The following is a 16,216-nucleotide window of genomic DNA, read 5'->3' on the forward strand; positions in this document are numbered from 1 at the left end:
CCATGAAGCTGGTGACCGGCAACTCCAACCGCCCGCTGGCTCAGGCTGTCGCCAGCTATCTCGAACTCCCCCTGACCGATTGCACGGTGAAACGCTTCGCCGACAACGAGGTCTATGTCGAGATCCACGAGAATGTGCGTGGCGAGGACGTCTTCATCCTGCAGTCGACGAGCTATCCGGCCAACGACAACCTGATGGAATTGCTCATCATCGTCGATGCGCTGCGCCGCTCCTCGGCGCGCCGGATCACCGCGGTGCTGCCCTATTTCGGCTATGCCCGCCAGGATCGTCGCGCCACCGGCCGCACCCCGATTTCGGCCAAGCTGGTGGCCAATCTGATCGTGGAAGCCGGCGTCAATCGCGTCATCACGCTCGATCTGCATGCCGCCCAGATCCAGGGCTTTTTCGATATTCCGACCGACAATCTCTATGCCGCGCCGATCATCACCCGGGACATTCTCGACAATTACAAGCTCGAGAACACCATGATCGTCTCGCCCGATGTCGGCGGCGTGGCGCGTGCCCGTGCCGTTGCCCAGCGCCTCGGCACCGATCTCGCCATTGTCGACAAGCGCCGTCCGCGCGCCGGCGTCTCCGAGGTGATGAACATCATCGGTGACGTGTCCGGACAGGCCTGCATTCTCATCGACGATATCGTCGATAGCGGCGGCACCCTGGTCAATGCGGCTGAGGCCCTGCTCAAGGCCGGCGCCAAGGAAGTATCGGCCTATATCACCCATGGCGTGCTGTCGGGCGCCGCCTCCGAGCGTATCGCCGGCTCCAAGCTCAAGGAACTGGTGGTGACCGATTCCATCGTCGACACCGAAGCGACCAAGCTCGCCGCCAATATCCGGCGCATGAACATCGCTCCGCTGATCGGCGAGGCCATTGCCCGCACCGCCAGCGAACAGAGTGTGTCGAGCCTGTTTGACTGATGACTCCCCTGCCCGAGGCAGATCGCCTGGTCTTCCGCCGGTTCCAGACCAGCGACCAGGCGGACGTTAGGGCGCTGTTTGCCGACGATTATGCGGCGCAGTTTTATCCAACCTATCAGGACCAAGCGGCCGCCCTGCGCTGGATCGACTGGAACCTCGACAATTATCGCGAATATGGCTTCGGCCTTTGGGCGATCTGCGACAAGTCCGGCGCGTTTGTCGGCGATTGCGGCCTCACCTGGCAGAACACTGACCGCGGACGCCAACTTGAACTCGGCTATCACGTCACCCAGAACCATCGCGGCCACGGCTATGCCATCGAGGCGGGGCGCGCCGTGCTCGCCTGGGGCTGGGACAATACCGACGCCCCGGACATCGTCTCGATCGTGGCGCCGGAGAATATGGCCTCGATTCGCAGTGCCACGAGATTGCACCAGGGCTGCCGCAGCTATACCAAAGCCGACGGCAGCCGCCGGCTGCTGTTTTATACGACGCGACCAGGCTTACTTGAGGATTAACTGCAGCTTGCCGGCCGCATAGGCGGTGCCGCAATCGGTGGCATCATGCATGATGTCTTCCTCGAGCAGCGGCGTGGCGGTCATGCCTTCGCCGGTGAAGCGCATGTCGTCGCACTCTCCGTCGTTCGCATATTCGCCCTTGTCGTCGCCGAAATCGGGGACGCCATTGTCGTCGATGCCGCGCAACCTGATCGTGCCGGCCTCATAGGCGGCGCGGCAGTCGGTGGCGTCGTTGAGAATGTCGTCGCTCAACAGGAAGGTGCGCGTCATGCCCTTGCCCTCGAAGCGCGGGTCGTCGCATTCGCCGTCATTGGCATATTCGCCGCCATCGGTGCCGAAGGAGAATTTCGGGGCGGCATGGGCGGGGATTGGAAACAGCGCAAGAGTTGCAAGAGCGACGGCAAAAGCGGCACTGGATTTCATTTTTAGTCCTAAATCGATCAATGAAGTGCGCATCAGCAGCGCGCCTTCTGACGAAAATGTGACCGACCATGCCTCGCGACGCGAAATCCCCCGGTTTTGCGTGGCTGAGGAGTGCTCAACTTCCTTGCCCAGCCAGGACAAATCCTCTATAGCCCAGCCCCATGAAGCGCTCGTCACCCCTGGAGGACGGGCGCGTATGTCGTTGTGATGACGCATACACCAACCCAATGGATGTTTTCCATGGCTGAGACCAAGGTGCTCAAGGCACAGGCGCGCAACGGAGTGGGCAAGGGGGCCGCTCGCGAAGCTCGTCGTCAGGGACTCGTTCCCGCTGTTATTTATGGTGACAAGAAGCCCCCCGTCACCGTGTCCGTCGCTTACAAGGACGCCCACAAGGCGATCTATGCCGGCGGCTTCAAGTCGCACGTCCTGAACCTGGACGTCGATGGCACCATCCACAAGGTGATCCCGCGCGATTACCAGCTCGACGTGGTCAAGGACCAGCCGATGCACATCGACTTCCTGCGCGTCTCTGGCAATGCCAAGCTGACCGTGGAAGTGCATGTGAACTTCGTCAACGACGAGAAGAGCCCCGGCCTCAAGCGTGGCGGCACCCTCAACGTCGTGCGTCACACAGTCGAAGTGCTGGCTCCCGCCAACGCCATTCCCGACGAGATCACCGTTGATCTCTCCGGCTATGAAATCGGCGACTCGATCCACATCTCGGCCGTGACCCTGCCCAAGGGCGTGACCCCGACGATCACCGACCGCGACTTCACCATCGCGACCGTCGTTGCTCCGTCGGCGCTCAAGTCGGCCGGTGACGAAGGCGAAGAAGAAGCCGCTTCCGAAGAGTAAGTCTTCCGGATTGGCAAACCTGTTTGAGGCGGCCCCACGGCCGCCTCAGTCATTTGTAAGGCTTGGACCCATGAAACTGCTCGTCGGCCTCGGCAATCCCGGCAACCAATATGCCGGCAATCGCCACAATATCGGCTTCATGGCTATCGACGCCATCGCCTCGGCCCATGGCATTTCCGGCTGGAAATCCAAGCATGCGGGCCTGATCGCCGAGGGCAATATCGGCAATGAGCGCGTGCTGCTGCTCAAGCCGCAGACCTTCATGAACAAGTCCGGCGACAGCGTGCAGCAGGTGACGCGCTTTTTCAAAATCCCGGTTGGCGAGGTCATCGTCTTCTACGACGAACTCGACCTGGCGCCCGGCAAGGTGCGGGTCAAGATCGGCGGCGGCAATGGCGGCCATAATGGCCTGAGGTCCATCGATCCGCAGATCGGGCTCGACTATAAGCGCGTCCGCCTCGGCATCGGCCATCCCGGCAAGGAATTCGTCACCCCGCATGTGCTGGGCGACTTCGCCAAGTCAGACAAGGCCTGGCTCGATCCGCTGCTCGACGAGATCGCCCGCCAGGCGCCCCTGCTGCTCAAGGGCGACGACAACGGCTTCATGAACAAGCTGGCGCTGGCCGTGCAGGGTGGCGAGGAGGAAAAACCGGCTGCGGCCTCCAAGGCTTCGGCCGCCAAGCCCGCCCAGAGCCATATCCGACAGGCGCGCCCCGCCAAGCCGCAGGCTGAGATGCCCAAGAGCGGCCCCATGGCCGACATGCTCAACAAGCTCTTCGGCAAGGGCGAGTAGCGCGCTTCTACGGGTTCGCGGCTAGATTCCGGGCATGCCAAATACCCGCTTGGCCTCGTGGCCGAGCGGTTGCACGGTAACGGACGGCCAGTGGCCCAGAAAGTCGAACGTTCAAAGACATGAGCCACTGGCCGTTCGTCACGGTATCGGCTTGCTTAAGGGGTCTGGTCTCAGGCGGAACCAATGTTGCAGGTCCGGCTGCCAAATTTCTACCCCGGCAGGGGAGCGCCCTCCCCGTCCGATCCTTCCCGCCCGGCCCTGCGTCGGGGCCGCGTGTGTAACGGGAATGAGCGGATTATGCCGCAGGGTTTTCGGGCGGGGATAAGTTTGTTGTTGTGCAGGGTCCGAGCACCTTGGCGAGCGAAGAATACATCGCCTTGCCACCAGCGGAAGGCGCGCCGCGAAAGACCTCGGCCTGCTAGAGCGTTTCACGGTCTGGTTGACGCGGCTCCATCGCCCCCTCCCCTTGAGAGGGAGGGAGGCAAAAGCGCTTTGGGTCCACCTCTGTTTGAAATGGTCTAGCCAAAAAGACCCGATGCCGGAATGAGGATCGGCAGATTGACCAGGAGGTGCAGCAGCATGCAGGCTGGCAGATTGCGCCGCCGCAGATAGAGCGCATAGATCATGACGGTGCCGCCACCGTGATAGAGAAACCAGGTGGGGCCGAAAAAGGCCAGGTGCGGGGCAACAAAGATGGCAAAGCTGACCGCCGGCCCGATCCAGCGCGAGGCTGTCAATTCGTTGATCCGCTCGATCGGATAGCCGCGATAGAGAACTTCTTCGGTGATGGCCGCCGTGACGATCATGGCAACAAGAACCGGGATCGGCAGGGCCACGAGGCTCGCCGTGCCAGGATCGTCTGCTGGCGGCAAAAGGGTCATGGCGAGCCACGACCAGGCCATCGCGATGCCCCAATAGAAAAGGGCGGTCTCGATGTCCTTGCCATCCGGACGCCTGATCAGGATCGACGCCAGCGTCCGTCTTTCGACAAGGATAATGAACGCGACGACGGCGAGAACAGCCAGCCAATTCCACAGGATGATGGATGCCGGCCCCTCGGGCCCGACATCAAGACCCCACCAGCGAAGCAGCGGGTTGACGTAGCTCGGGAAATAGCAAATCACCAATCCGAGCAGGATGATAGCCGATCTCTTTATCACCGGACGAGTGTCCGATAGATCGCATCGGGTGGCAATAGCCCAGCGCATATTCTTGGTGTCGCTGCCGTGGCATCGGGCCGAGGTCGCGCAACGGATCGCCGCCGTGACAAATTGGGTCGGCATTGGTAAGTGCCGCAGCGGGAGGACCATGATGATCAGTTTTCGAGGCCACATTCTACTGCTGTCGGGCCATCCTGGCTCCGGAAAAACCACGACGGCCGAGGCGCTGGCGCACCTGCCCGGCGGGCCCAAGGTGCATCTGCATTCCGATGATTTCTGGGGCTATATCAAGCATGGCCATATCGACCCCTGGCTCGAAGAGGCGCATGAGCAGAACCGCATGATCATGCAGATCGCAGCTGACGTCGCTGGCCATTATGCCCGCCACGGCTATTTCGTGGTGCTCGATGGCGTGGTGCGGCCGAGCTGGCTGCCGGCCTTTCAGGCATTGGGCCTGCCGCTGCACTATATCGTGTTGCGCACGACTGCCGCCGAGGCGATCGATCGGTGCGTTCTGCGGGGCGGTGATAGCCTGAGCGACCCGAATGTGGTCGCAGACCTGCATGCCGAATTCATGGCGCTGGGGCCATTCGAGGCGCATGTCCTCTCGGTTTCCGGGCAGGATCGAGATGGAGCGTTGAAGTCGGTCGTGGATGCGCTGCAGTCGGGCCGGTTCGGGGTTGCGGAATAGAGGCGGCGGGGGCGTGTTGAGAACCGCCTTAACTGCTCTTTCGCCTCCCTCCCCCTTGTGGGCCTGGGAATGAGGGGGCAGGCGCTGATCCATCCAGGACTTCGTTCATTGATGGGAGTTTGCTGAACCTGCAGCACCCCCACCTAACCTCCCCCTGTAGAAGGGGGAGGGAGAGCAGGAGCCGAAGCCGAAGCGCCTCCCAATGCGCCCAAAGTGAACACCTCCCTCCCCTTGTGGGGAGGGAGGACGAGGGCCAAGGGGCCGGATTATGGCCTACGCCACCTGCGCTTTGCGGGGGCCGCGGGCCCATTCGGGGAGCCAGGTGCCGTGGGCGGCGATGAGGTCATCGACGAGGTTCCAGATCTGGTCGAGATCGAGCTCGGCCGCCGTATGCGGGTCCATCATCGCAGCGTGGTAGATGTGCTCGCGATTTTCCTCGATCAGCGCGCGGACGGTGAGTTCCTGCACATTGATATTGGTGCGGATCAGCGCCGTGAGCTGGGGCGGCAGCTCGCCGATATAGGTGGGTTGCAGGCCATTGTCGTCGACGAGGCACGGCACTTCGACGGCGGCCGCATTGGGCAGCGAGGTGATGACGCCATTATTGCGCAGATTGCCGTAGATCACCGAGGGTTCGCCGGTCCACACCGAATTGACGATGGAGCTGGCATATTCCTTTGAGGCCTTCACCTCGATGCGGTTGGCATTGCGATATTCCTCGCTGGTGCGCTTCCAGCTGGCGATCTGCTCGACGCAGCGCTTGGGATATTCGTCCAGCGGAATGCCGAATTTCTCGATGATGTCTTCGCGGCCCTCCTTGATGAAATAGGGCGTGTATTCGGCGAAGTGCTCGGAGCTTTCGGTGACGAAATAGCCCAGCCGCGTCATCATCTCGTAGCGCACCTTGTTGGGGCAGCGCGGGTTCCAGCCCGGCTTGGGCGCGCGGCCTTCGGCATAGGCGCGATGCAGGTCCGGATAGAGGTTCTTGTAGCTGCCATCGGGCTGGCGATGCTCGAAATTGAGGTAGAAGGCCATGTGGTTGATGCCGGCCGAGCGATAGCGGATTTCCTCGTAGGGAATGCCGAGATCGTGCGCCAGTTCATGCGCCGTGCCCTGCACCGAATGGCAGAGGCCAACCTGCTTGATGGTCGGGTACTTTTCCGAAATGGCCCAGGTGTTGATGGCCATCGGGTTGACATATTGCAGCATGATCGCATTGGGCGCCACCTCGAGCATATCCTCGCAGATGCTCCACAGATGCGGCACAGTGCGCAGGCCGCGCATGATGCCGCCGACACCCAGCGTATCGGCAATGGTCTGGCGCAGATTGTATTTCTTGGGCACGTCGAAATCGACGACAGTCGAGGGCTCGTAGCCGCCGATCTGGAAGCAGACGACGACGAAATTGGTGCCATCCAGCGCCTGCCGCTGATTGTCAAAGGTCTTGACGGTCGCCGGCACGCCCAGCGTGTTGACCAGCTTGCCGGCAATGACCGCGCTTTCCTCGAGCCGGGTCGGATTGATGTCCATGAGCCGGATTTCGGCGCCGGCAAGCGCGGGGCGCTGCAGGATGTCGCCGACAATGTTCTTCATGAACACCGACGAGCCGGCGCCGATGAAAGTGATTTTGGGATTTGCCATTTGGGGAATGCTCCGGGAGTTAGGCGGCAATTTCGAACGCGGCGCGCACAAGGCGACGCGTGTAATCGGTTTGGGGGTTAATCAGGACTTCGTTCACTGGCCCCTGCTCCACGATCTTGCCGTGTTGCATCACCATCACCCGGTGACAGAGGGCCCGCACGACTTTGAGATCGTGCGAAATGAAGAGGTAGGAGAGACCCTTCTCGTCCTGCAGCTTGCGCAAGAGGTCGATGATCTGGGCCTGGACGGACAGGTCGAGCGCCGAGGTCGGCTCGTCGAGCAGGATGAATTCCGGCTCGAGCGCGATCGCCCTGGCGATGGCGATGCGCTGCCGCTGCCCGCCGGAGAATTCGTGCGGAAAGCGCGCCAGGATATTGTCGGGCATGCCCGCATCCTTCAGCGCCTGCTGCACGCGCTCGCCGCGTTCACGCCCATTGGCACCGATGCCGTTGACGATCAGCCCCTCTTCGATGATCTGACGGATCGACATGCGCGGATTGAGCGACGCGAAGGGGTCCTGGAAGACGATCTGCATGCGGCTGCGCAGCGGGCGCATGGCCTTGCGGTCCTTGCCATCGATGCGTTCGCCATCAAACCAGATCTGGCCACCCTGATTGTTGATCAGCCGGATCAGCGCCTGCCCGAACGTGGTCTTGCCCGAGCCGCTCTCGCCAACGATCCCCAGCGTTTCATTGCGCATGAGCTTTATGTCGAGATTATCGACGGCCTTGAGCTCGAAGAAATCGGGTTTGAGGAAGCTGCCGCGCTTGAGCGTGAAGGCGACCTTCACCTCCTTGCCCTCGAGCACGGTGTCATGGACGCCCTCGGCCAGTGGCAGCGCCGTGCCGCGCGGCTCGGAGGCGAGCAGATGACGCGTATAGGCATGCTGCGGATTGGCAAACAGGGCCGCTGTCTCGTTATGCTCCTGCACCCGCCCGTTCTGCATCACATAGACATATTCGGAGAACTGCCGGACGATGGTCAGGTCATGGGTGATGAGGATCACCGCCATGCCGTACTTGTCCTTGAGGTCCTTGATCAGGTTGAGGATCTGCGCCTGCACGGTGACGTCGAGCGCCGTGGTCGGCTCGTCGGCGATCAGCACGTCGGGGCGATTGGCCAGGGCCATGGCGATCATGACGCGCTGGCGCTGGCCGCCCGAAAGCTGGTGCGGATAATTGTTGAGACGGGCGCGCGGCTCGGGGATCTGCACTTCCTCGAGCAGTTTTTCGGCCCGGTTCATCGCCTCCTGCCGCGACACGCGGTTATGCAGGTGGATGATTTCGCAGATCTGCTGGCCGATCGTATAGACCGGATTGAGCGAGCTCATCGGCTCCTGGAAGATCATGGCAATGTCATTGCCGCGCATCTTGCGCATGTCGCGATCGCTCATGGTGACGACATCCCGGCCCGCCAGGGTGATGCGTGTCTCCGGCAGGATGGTGGCGCGTTTGGTGAGGAGCTTCATGATGGTGCGGGCGGTCACCGACTTGCCCGAGCCGCTTTCCCCGACCAGGGCAATGGTCTCGCCCTTGTGCAATTGGAAGGACACGTCGCGCACGGCGTGCACCGTCCCGCCCTCCACCTTGAAGTCGACTCCGATATTGCGGGCATCGAGGATCAGCTCGCGCCCATGAGTACCCAGATCGTGCCGTTCGGCGGGCGCCAGATTGGTGGTGCTCATCGCGCGCTCCTTAATAGGGGTCCACCGCGTCCCGCAGTCCATCGCCCAGGGCGTTGAAGGCGAAGACGGTGATCAGGACGAAAATCACAGGGGTGAGGATCCAGGGATAGGAACCGATCACCGAGAAGGTGCCGGTGTCCTGCAGCATCAGGCCCCAGGAAATCAGTGGCGGTTTCACCGCAAAGCCGAGGAAGCCGAGAAAGCTCTCGAGCAGCACCACGGCCGGGATGGCGAGGGTGATCGAGACGATGATGTGGCTGAGCACATTGGGCAGGATATGGCGCAGGATGATGCGCCGGTCGGACGCGCCGACGGCAATGGCCGCGCGTACATATTCGATGCGCGCCAGCGACAGGGTCTTGGAACGCACTTCGCGGCTCAGTTGCGCCCAACCCAGAACCGCCATGACGAAGATGACGAAGGTGAGGAACACATTGGACGGGGCAGTGACCGGGATCAGCGAGGTCAGCGCCAGATAGAGCGGCAATTGCGGGAAGGCGAGGACGAATTCGACGAAGCGCTGCACCCAGGCATCGAGCCGCCCACCAATATAGCCGGAGGTAATGCCGACCAGCGTACCGACAATGGTGGTGATGGTGACCACCGCCAAGGCGATCATCAACGATATGCGCGAGCCGATGATCCCGCGCGAGAGAATGTCGCGCCCGAATTTGTCGGTGCCCAGAAGCTGCAGCGGCCGGCCATCGGTCGAGCCGAAGAAATGGATGTTCGAGGGGATCACCCAGAGGATGTTGTAGCTATAGCCCTCGACGAAGAAGCCGACCGGGGTGGGATCGTCCTTTACCGGCCCGGTCAGGGGCTGGAAGGTGATCGGATCGAACTCGCCGGTATCGCCGATGGGATAGATATGGGGGAGCAGGCTGAAATTGCCGGCCGCGTCCTCGAAGGCAATCAGATCCGGCGGGGCGAAGGGCAGATTGGTCTGCTTGGGGTCCATCGGCGCGAAGAAATCAGCGAAGATCGACATGATGAGCAGCGCTGCGACCAGCACCAGGCCGATCATGCCCATGGGCGAGCGGCGGAAGCGGCGCCAGACCAGCGTGGCATAGGTCTCGTTGCCCGAGCCGTGACGGCCGACGACAGGCGCCACATCGGACTCTTCGGCCGGCGTCGGCTGGGGGCCACCCGCGACGTCGGTGGGCAGGGGAATGGACGAATGGGTGTCGGTGCGGCTCATTCCGTGCCTCCTCCGAGACGAATACGCGGATCGAGGGCGACCAGCAGCAGGTCGGCGATGATGTTGCCGATGATGAGCGTGGTGGCGAGCACCAGCATGAAGCTGGCGGTGACGAAAACGTCGCCCACCGCCATGGAGCCGACAATGGCGGGACCGACAGTGGCAAGGCCGAAGACGATGGCCACTTCGATTTCGCCGGTGAGCATGTAGGGCAGAACAACGCCCTGATAGGCCACCAGGGGATGGAGCGCATTGGGCACGGCATGGCGCATGATGACGGCGCCTTCCGGCAGGCCCTTGGCGCGCGCCGTCTCGACATATTGGCTATTGAGCACATCGAGAAGATTGGCGCGCATGACGCGCATATTATAGGCGAGCCCACCGAAGGTGGCGATGAAGACGACTGGCCACACATGGGCCACCAGATCGACGAACCGCCCCCAGCCCCAGGGCTGACCGCCCCAATATGCGGAGTTGAAACTTCCGATTTCGTTCACACCGATGCGGAACACCAGCACATACATGATGATGATGGCGAAGAGGAACCGCGGGATGGTCATGCCCAGAAAGGAGATGATGCCAAGCAGCGTATCGACCCAGCTATATTGGCGGGTGGCGGCGATGATGCCGAGGCCGATGCCGAGCAGCGAGGCCAGGATATGGCAGACCAGCGCCAGGAGAATGGTCGGCGGCAGGCGCTCGGCGATCACATTGCCAACCGGCTTGTTGTAATAGAGCGAATGGCCGAAATCGAAGCGGGTGACGATGCCGGTGATCCAGCGGAAATACTGGATGATCAGCGGGTCGTTTAGGCCATTGGCCTGGCGATAGGCTTCGGCCTGGATCTCGGCCAGGTCGGGCCGCACGCCGCCCTGGTTGATCAGCATGGACCGGATATAGTCCGCATAGTCGCCCGGAGGCGCCTGGATGATGGCGAAGGTCACGATGCTGAGCAGGAACAGCAGCGGTATGGCGCCAAGAATGCGGAAGGTCAGAAATCGAAGCATTTGCGCCCCTTATATCGAGGTAAGTCCCTTACCCCTTGTCAGTGCCCCACCGGTTGTCATCCCGGACTTGAGCCGGGATCCATCTCCAAATGTCAGGATGGTCCCCGGCCTCCGCCGGGGTGACTATCGAGTGAGTTCAGCGGCCTCTGCACTCTCGATGCGTATCGAGTTGGGTCAGCCTGGCCCGCCCCCGATGGAGGTCAGGAGGAAGAGGGGCGGCGCGAACCGCCCCTCATGGATTGCGATCAGACGGCGCCGGCGCCGCCAGGCTCGCCCGGAAGCGTTTCCGGATGCAGTTCGTAATTGCCCTGCTTGTCTTCCGGCACGAAGACACGCTCACGGATGATGTTGTCTTCAGCCCAGTTGAACATGAAGATCGGAGCACCGGCCGGGATATTGGCAAAGCGCTTGTTGATGATCAGCGCACCCGGATATTGGGTGAGGCCCACCGAATAGACATTTTCGGTGAAAATGCGCTGATACTGCTTCATCAACTCTGCGCGTTCGGCATTGTCGCTGGTGGCGATGAACTGGTTCACTACATCGACCAGTTCCTGCTCGAATGGCAGGAGATCGAGTGTGCCGTCGGAACCCGCACGATGGAACGGGAAGATGCGCGGACCGGTCGGCGCGAGTGCCGCCGTATTCTGCACCACCGCGACCATTTCAGCGGTCTGGCGTTCCACCGACCAGTCGAAAGTGCCGGCCTGGGCCATGTCGTCACGCGCCGTGCCCTGCTGCAGATTGCCGATGACGCGCAGCCCCAGCGGCTCCATCTGGGCGATGACGCCTTCGGCCAGATTGCTGTCGGTGCCATAATCGGAATTGGCGAGGACGGTGATCTCCACATCGGCGCCATTGGCGGTGCCGGCGGGGAAGTTGCGGATTCCATTGCCATCGGTGTCGATCAGCCCGAGATCGTCGAGCAGCTTGTTGGCCGCTTCCAGATTGTAGGGATAATAGACGGTCGAGTCCTTGTCGTAGTAGGTGGTGCCGGCATAGAGGCCGCCCGGATAGATGGCGGTGAACGGACCCCGCACCAGCGAGTCGCCCAGCCGCTGACGATCCAGCGCGATGGAGACGGCCTTGCGGAAGTCGAGATTGCGGTTGAGCTCGCGCACGGCCTGGGCACGGGCATCGGGCTCACCCCAGCCATTGGCCGAGAAGTTCATGCGCAGCGCATAGCCGATGGTGCGGGCACCGAACTGCAGGCGGGCCGGAGCGGCTTCCTCGGCCGAGCGGCGCAGGGATTCCACATAACTTTCAGCCTGTTCGAGGTTGGAGAAGTCGCCCGAGCCGGCCACGGCCTGAACATCACGATCGGCCCAGGTCGAGAGGCGATAATGCATCTCGTTGAGATAGGGCAGCTGGTTACCGTTTTCGTCGACCTTCCAGTAATAGGGGTTGCGGCGCATGACGATGATGTCGTCCGGCCGGTATTCCACCGGCACCCAGGCGCCCATGACCGGCATGTTCATATATTCGGGCGGGAAGGCGTTCTTGTACTGCTCGTAGGTATTGCTCGAGTATTTCGGATGCTGCGGTTTCAGCATGTGGCTGGGGCCCGGGCAGAAGGTGCCATAGGCCATAGTGTAGAGATATTGGGTGGGGAAGGCTTCCTGGAACGTCCACTTGATGGTGTAGGCGTCAATGGCCTCAAGCGTCGTGCCCACGCCGAAGGATTCGGGCGTCGCGCCGTTGAGCGGGGTGACATTGGGATCGTTGACGTTGTCGTTCCAGTAGAACATCACGTCTTCGCTGTCGAACGGATCGCCGTCGGACCATTTCGCACCCTCGATCAGGTGCATGGTCAGTTCCTTGCCGTCCTCGGACCATTCCCAGCTCTTGGCCAGGTTCGGCATCGGCTCGAGCTCGTCGGCCTTGACCATGAACAAAGGACCGGTGCGCGTCAGACATTCGGAAAGCCCGATATCGATGCCGCCCCAGCCCTGGCTCTGGCCGCCAATATAGTTCCAGCCTTCCGGCCGGCCGCCGATGACGTGGCGCATGGTGTCGCCATAAACACCAATGCCGTCGGGCATATTGCCGGCCTTGTAGACCAGCGGCTCCTTGGGCAGGCGCTCGGCGACGGGCGGCAGCGTGCCGGCATCGACATATTTCGAGGTCACCCAATCGGGCTCGTGATATTCCGGCAGCGCCTTGTATTCCTGGATGTCAGAAATGCTGACAAAGACCGGCTCGCTCTGCGCGGCAAACTCCGGCGGATCGGGTAGCTCGCCGGTCAGCTCCTGCGCCGGCAGGGCCAGCATGGAAACGGACAGCAAAAGTCCTGCCCCGCCAAGGGCATAGATAGGCTTTCTCAATAGAACCTCCCATTTTTGCCGGGCTGGCGACATTGCTGTCGTGGCCGCTCACTCCCTCGGCCATTCCCCGTGCATGAGCAAAGCCTACGCCTTGCCACGCGGGAAACAATCCGGAATGATAGAGACTAGTTCCGGGTTTCTAAGATCGAGCGCAAAAGTATGATTGAAGAGGAAATCGGCAGGGTACCCACCTCGGCGCGCGAGAAACCGCCCCGCCCCACCCCAAGGCCGGACCGGCGCTTTTATGCCACCGGCAAGGCCTTCGGCCGCTTCGGCATTCGCGCCTTTGCGCCCCAGATCATGGCCCAGCCGCACACCCATGGACATATCGAATTCAACTGGCTGACCCAGGGCGAGATGGACTACGTCTTCGATGGCGGCCCGGTGACCGTGGGGCCGGACCGGCTCATCGCCTTCTGGGCCGGCATTCCGCACCAGACCACCGACCTGCGCGCGGTGGGCGATGGCAAGCAGCTCAATATCTACCTGCCCATGGACGCTTTTCTCGAAATGCCGCAACTGGGCCGGCTGACCGAGACGCTGATGGGCGGCGGCGTCATCCAGCTATCGCCCGAATGCATCGGGCTCGACACGCTCGAACGCTGGCATGCCGATTATCGCAGCGGCAATTCTCTGCGCACCGACCTGGTGCGCGCCGAGATCGGCACCATGTTCCGCCGCGCCGCCATTACCGGCTGGGACACGCTGTTGCCGGCCTGGGTGGAACGCTCGGGCACGCGCACCCGCACCTCGACCCCGGTGCGCTATGTGGTGCGCATGGTGCGCCATATTGTCGAGAACATCACCGATACGCTATCGGCCGAGGAGATCGCCAAGGTGGTGGGACTGCACCCCAACTATGCCACCAACCTCTTCACCAAAGTGATGCACATCTCGGTGCAGAAATTCGTCACCCGCATGCGCCTGATCCGCGCCCGCTCGCTGCTATTCGATGGCAGCCTCTCCATCGCCAATGTCGCGTTTCAATCCGGCTTTGTCAGCCAGACCCAGTTTTACGAGCATTTCCGCAATGCCTATGGGATGACGCCGAGCCAGATGCGCAAGGACACGATTGGGTAGTCGGGCGGATGGCTTTCCAAAGCTGCTGAAACAGACCATATTCTCTTCATGAGCGTTACGGTCCATATCACGCCAGAACTTGAGGCCCGCGTCGCTGCGATCGCGGAGCGGACGCGGCTGAGCCCATCAGAAATCATCGCCGATGCACTGCAGAACGGTCATTCGCTGGAGTGGCAGGAGCGCTTTGTCGAGCGGGTGGCGGCCGGGATTGCTGCTGCCGATGCGGGAGAGTTCGCCCACGACAAGGATATCAACGCCGTGCTGAGCAAATTTCGTCCAGCATGATGCGCGTGCGCTGGACAATTCCGGCCCTGCGCGACCTTGAAGAGATCGGTGGCTATGTCGCGGCGGAAAGCCCAACAGCGGCCTTCAGGCTGGTCAACACCTTACATGAGCGCACGGAGCGCATTCTCGCCGACAATCCTTCGGCAAGCCGCATGGGCAGGGTAAAAGACACCCGCGAACTGGTCTTTGCCGACTTGCCCTATATTGTCGCCTATCGCATCCGGGACGATGTCGAAGTCCTGGCGGTGATGCACACCGCCAGGGACTGGCCAGAAGATTTCGGGTAAAAGGCTGCTGCTTGCAGGCGGTCCGGTCCGTATTTGCTCAGCCTTCGTGCCATTCGAGCTGCCACTCGAGCGTAGCTCTCGCGGCCTTCGGCGTTTGCGCATCGCCACTGGCGATGCTTGTCCAAGCGGACACACGCCGAAGTCTCGTGGCCTTAAGCGCTAAAATCCCTCCACTGGAGGGATTTTGCCGCGGAGCGGCACGCGCTTAAGTGTTAAACTTGAACAGCATCACATCGCCGTCCTTGACGACATATTCCTTGCCTTCATCGCGGGCCTTGCCGGCTTCCTTGGCCGCGACTTCGCCGCCAAGCGCGACGAAATCGTCATAGGCGATGGTCTGGGCGCGGATGAAGCCGCGCTCGAAATCGGTATGGATGACGCCGGCCGCCTGCGGGGCCTTGTCGCCCTTGTGGATGGTCCAGGCACGGCTTTCCTTGGGACCGACAGTGAAATAGGTCTGCAGGCCCAGAAGATCGTAAGCTTCGCGGATCAGGCGATTAAGGCCCGGCTCGTGCAGGCCGAGGCTTTCGAGATATTCGGCCTGTTCGGCATCGGGGAGCTGGGCCAACTGGCTCTCGATTTCGGCAGATATCACCACGACACCGGCATCGTTGGCCTTGGCATAGTCGGCGACCTTGGCGCTCATGGCATTGCCGGCTTCGGCCGAGCCTTCATCGACATTGCAGACATAGAGCACGGGCTTGGAGGTGAGGAGCTGCAGCTCCTGGAAGGCCTTTTCCTCCTCGTTGGAGCGCTCGACGAAGCGCGCCGACTTGCCGTCGCGCAACAGCACCAGCGCCCGATCGATGAGATCGAGCGTGGTCTTGGCGTCCTTGTCATTGCCCTTGGCCTTCTTTTCGACGCCGGCACGGCGCTTTTCGAGGCTTTCGAGATCGGCCAGCATCAACTCGGTCTCGACCACTTCGGCATCGGCCAGCGGATCGACTCGATTGGCAACGTGGATAATGTTGCTGTCTTCAAAGCAGCGCAGCACATAGGCGATGGCGTCGCATTCGCGGATATTGGCGAGGAACTGATTGCCCAGGCCCTCACCCTTGGAGGCGCCCTTTACCAGGCCCGCAATGTCGACAAAGCTCATGCGCGCCGGCTGCACATTGATCGACTTGCCGATCTGGGCGAGCTTTTCCAGGCGCTTGTCGGGCACCGGCACCTCGCCCACATTGGGCTCGATGGTGCAGAACGGGAAATTGGCGGCCGCCGCGGCGGCGGTGCGGGTCAATGCATTAAAAAGCGTCGACTTGCCGACATTCGGCAGGCCGACAATGCCCATCTTGAAGCCCATGGGTGTCTCCGGGAATTGGTTGGGCTCCA

The 16,216-nt window shown here is 61.8% G+C and carries 16 protein-coding genes; 8 read left to right on the plus strand and 8 right to left on the minus strand.

Annotated features, from left to right (window positions below; all coding sequences use genetic code 11):
• Positions 1 to 2 precede the first annotated feature (2 nt).
• Together BGO80_RS04640 and BGO80_RS04645 are read left to right on the plus strand one after the other, a co-directional pair.
• Positions 3 to 935, plus strand: a complete 933-nt coding sequence (locus tag BGO80_RS04640; RefSeq protein WP_126151112.1) for a ribose-phosphate pyrophosphokinase — start codon at positions 3 to 5, stop codon at positions 933 to 935.
• On the plus strand, positions 935 to 1,453 hold the full coding sequence (locus BGO80_RS04645; protein ID WP_286719429.1) for a GNAT family N-acetyltransferase: 519 nt from the start codon (positions 935 to 937) through the stop codon (positions 1,451 to 1,453). The genes BGO80_RS04640 and BGO80_RS04645 overlap by 1 nt, the downstream gene beginning before the upstream one ends.
• Here BGO80_RS04645 and BGO80_RS04650 read toward each other — a convergent pair.
• Positions 1,439 to 1,876 (minus strand): hypothetical protein, encoded by a 438-nt coding sequence (locus tag BGO80_RS04650; RefSeq protein WP_286719430.1) that lies wholly within the window; start codon positions 1,874 to 1,876, stop codon positions 1,439 to 1,441. The two genes, BGO80_RS04645 and BGO80_RS04650, sit on opposite strands and share 15 nt — an antisense overlap.
• 240 nt (positions 1,877 to 2,116) lie before the next feature.
• Between BGO80_RS04650 and BGO80_RS04655 the strand changes: the two genes are divergently transcribed.
• Together BGO80_RS04655 and pth are read left to right on the plus strand one after the other, a co-directional pair.
• Entirely contained in the window at positions 2,117 to 2,734 is a 618-nt protein-coding gene (locus BGO80_RS04655; RefSeq protein ID WP_126151115.1) for a 50S ribosomal protein L25/general stress protein Ctc, read from the plus strand.
• A gap of 70 nt (positions 2,735 to 2,804) precedes the next feature.
• Positions 2,805 to 3,527, plus strand: coding sequence for an aminoacyl-tRNA hydrolase (gene pth, locus BGO80_RS04660; RefSeq protein WP_286719431.1), 723 nt, complete (start codon positions 2,805 to 2,807; stop codon positions 3,525 to 3,527).
• Between the two features lie 518 nt (positions 3,528 to 4,045).
• Here pth and BGO80_RS04665 read toward each other — a convergent pair.
• Complete coding sequence (locus BGO80_RS04665; protein ID WP_286719433.1) at positions 4,046 to 4,687, minus strand: CPBP family intramembrane glutamic endopeptidase; 642 nt, start codon at positions 4,685 to 4,687, stop codon at positions 4,046 to 4,048.
• A 154-nt stretch (positions 4,688 to 4,841) separates the two neighbouring features.
• On the opposite strand from BGO80_RS04665, the gene BGO80_RS04670 reads away from it, so the two are divergent.
• Positions 4,842 to 5,378 carry an AAA family ATPase gene (locus BGO80_RS04670; protein ID WP_286719620.1) on the plus strand — a complete coding sequence of 179 codons (537 nt, stop codon included), beginning with the start codon at positions 4,842 to 4,844 and terminating at the stop codon, positions 5,376 to 5,378.
• 273 nt (positions 5,379 to 5,651) lie between these two features.
• Here BGO80_RS04670 and BGO80_RS04675 read toward each other — a convergent pair whose 3' ends face one another.
• The 5 genes from BGO80_RS04675 to BGO80_RS04695 all read right to left on the minus strand — a co-directional run bounded on the left by BGO80_RS04675 (position 5,652) and on the right by BGO80_RS04695 (position 13,178).
• On the minus strand, positions 5,652 to 7,019 hold the full coding sequence (locus BGO80_RS04675; protein WP_286719435.1) for an alpha-glucosidase/alpha-galactosidase: 1,368 nt from the start codon (positions 7,017 to 7,019) through the stop codon (positions 5,652 to 5,654).
• A gap of 19 nt (positions 7,020 to 7,038) precedes the next feature.
• Entirely contained in the window at positions 7,039 to 8,703 is a 1,665-nt protein-coding gene (locus BGO80_RS04680; RefSeq protein WP_286719437.1) for an ABC transporter ATP-binding protein, read from the minus strand.
• Between the two features lie 10 nt (positions 8,704 to 8,713).
• Positions 8,714 to 9,901: an ABC transporter permease gene (locus BGO80_RS04685; protein ID WP_286719438.1), complete on the minus strand. Its 1,188-nt coding sequence runs from the start codon at positions 9,899 to 9,901 to the stop codon at positions 8,714 to 8,716.
• Positions 9,898 to 10,908, minus strand: a complete 1,011-nt coding sequence (locus tag BGO80_RS04690; protein ID WP_126151123.1) for an ABC transporter permease — start codon at positions 10,906 to 10,908, stop codon at positions 9,898 to 9,900. The genes BGO80_RS04685 and BGO80_RS04690 overlap by 4 nt, the downstream gene beginning before the upstream one ends.
• A 245-nt stretch (positions 10,909 to 11,153) precedes the next feature.
• Positions 11,154 to 13,178, minus strand: a complete 2,025-nt coding sequence (locus BGO80_RS04695; protein ID WP_286719622.1) for an ABC transporter substrate-binding protein — start codon at positions 13,176 to 13,178, stop codon at positions 11,154 to 11,156.
• A 213-nt stretch (positions 13,179 to 13,391) separates the two neighbouring features.
• Here BGO80_RS04695 and BGO80_RS04700 point away from each other — a divergent pair, with 213 nt between their 5' ends.
• Genes BGO80_RS04700 through BGO80_RS04710 form a run of 3 tightly spaced genes read left to right on the plus strand, consistent with a single transcriptional unit; the run spans position 13,392 to position 14,884 of the window.
• Positions 13,392 to 14,312, plus strand: a complete 921-nt coding sequence (locus BGO80_RS04700; protein WP_286719440.1) for a helix-turn-helix domain-containing protein — start codon at positions 13,392 to 13,394, stop codon at positions 14,310 to 14,312.
• A 48-nt stretch (positions 14,313 to 14,360) separates the two neighbouring features.
• The gene (locus tag BGO80_RS04705; protein WP_286719442.1) at positions 14,361 to 14,597 is read left to right on the plus strand and encodes a ribbon-helix-helix domain-containing protein; all 237 of its coding nucleotides are present in this window, start codon (positions 14,361 to 14,363) and stop codon (positions 14,595 to 14,597) included.
• Positions 14,597 to 14,884 (plus strand): type II toxin-antitoxin system RelE/ParE family toxin, encoded by a 288-nt coding sequence (locus BGO80_RS04710; protein WP_286719624.1) that lies wholly within the window; start codon positions 14,597 to 14,599, stop codon positions 14,882 to 14,884. The genes BGO80_RS04705 and BGO80_RS04710 overlap by 1 nt, the downstream gene beginning before the upstream one ends.
• A 205-nt stretch (positions 14,885 to 15,089) precedes the next feature.
• Here BGO80_RS04710 and ychF read toward each other — a convergent pair whose 3' ends face one another.
• A complete protein-coding gene (ychF, locus tag BGO80_RS04715; RefSeq protein WP_126151126.1) occupies positions 15,090 to 16,187 on the minus strand; it encodes a redox-regulated ATPase YchF in 1,098 nt (365 codons plus the stop codon).
• Positions 16,188 to 16,216: the final 29 nt, after the last annotated feature.

Origin of the sequence: Devosia sp. 63-57 (assembly GCF_001899045.1) — a bacterium.
In the GTDB taxonomy this organism is placed as follows: domain Bacteria; phylum Pseudomonadota; class Alphaproteobacteria; order Rhizobiales; family Devosiaceae; genus Devosia; species Devosia equisanguinis.

Excerpts from the sequence above, each read along its gene's own strand:
- BGO80_RS04655 (WP_126151115.1), top strand. The coding sequence starts at position 2,117 with ATGGCTGAGACCAAGGTGCTCAAGGCACAGGCGCGCAACGGAGTGGGC.
- BGO80_RS04705 (WP_286719442.1), top strand. The coding sequence starts at position 14,361 with ATGAGCGTTACGGTCCATATCACGCCAGAACTTGAGGCCCGCGTCGCT.
- BGO80_RS04650 (WP_286719430.1), bottom strand. The coding sequence starts at position 1,876 with ATGAAATCCAGTGCCGCTTTTGCCGTCGCTCTTGCAACTCTTGCGCTG.
- BGO80_RS04675 (WP_286719435.1), bottom strand. The coding sequence starts at position 7,019 with ATGGCAAATCCCAAAATCACTTTCATCGGCGCCGGCTCGTCGGTGTTC.
- pth (WP_286719431.1), top strand. The coding sequence starts at position 2,805 with ATGAAACTGCTCGTCGGCCTCGGCAATCCCGGCAACCAATATGCCGGC.
- BGO80_RS04680 (WP_286719437.1), bottom strand. The coding sequence starts at position 8,703 with ATGAGCACCACCAATCTGGCGCCCGCCGAACGGCACGATCTGGGTACT.
- BGO80_RS04685 (WP_286719438.1), bottom strand. The coding sequence starts at position 9,901 with ATGAGCCGCACCGACACCCATTCGTCCATTCCCCTGCCCACCGACGTC.
- BGO80_RS04690 (WP_126151123.1), bottom strand. The coding sequence starts at position 10,908 with ATGCTTCGATTTCTGACCTTCCGCATTCTTGGCGCCATACCGCTGCTG.
- BGO80_RS04645 (WP_286719429.1), top strand. The coding sequence starts at position 935 with ATGACTCCCCTGCCCGAGGCAGATCGCCTGGTCTTCCGCCGGTTCCAG.
- BGO80_RS04640 (WP_126151112.1), top strand. The coding sequence starts at position 3 with ATGAAGCTGGTGACCGGCAACTCCAACCGCCCGCTGGCTCAGGCTGTC.
- BGO80_RS04700 (WP_286719440.1), top strand. The coding sequence starts at position 13,392 with ATGATTGAAGAGGAAATCGGCAGGGTACCCACCTCGGCGCGCGAGAAA.
- ychF (WP_126151126.1), bottom strand. The coding sequence starts at position 16,187 with ATGGGCTTCAAGATGGGCATTGTCGGCCTGCCGAATGTCGGCAAGTCG.
- BGO80_RS04710 (WP_286719624.1), top strand. The coding sequence starts at position 14,597 with ATGCGCGTGCGCTGGACAATTCCGGCCCTGCGCGACCTTGAAGAGATC.
- BGO80_RS04695 (WP_286719622.1), bottom strand. The coding sequence starts at position 13,178 with ATGCTGGCCCTGCCGGCGCAGGAGCTGACCGGCGAGCTACCCGATCCG.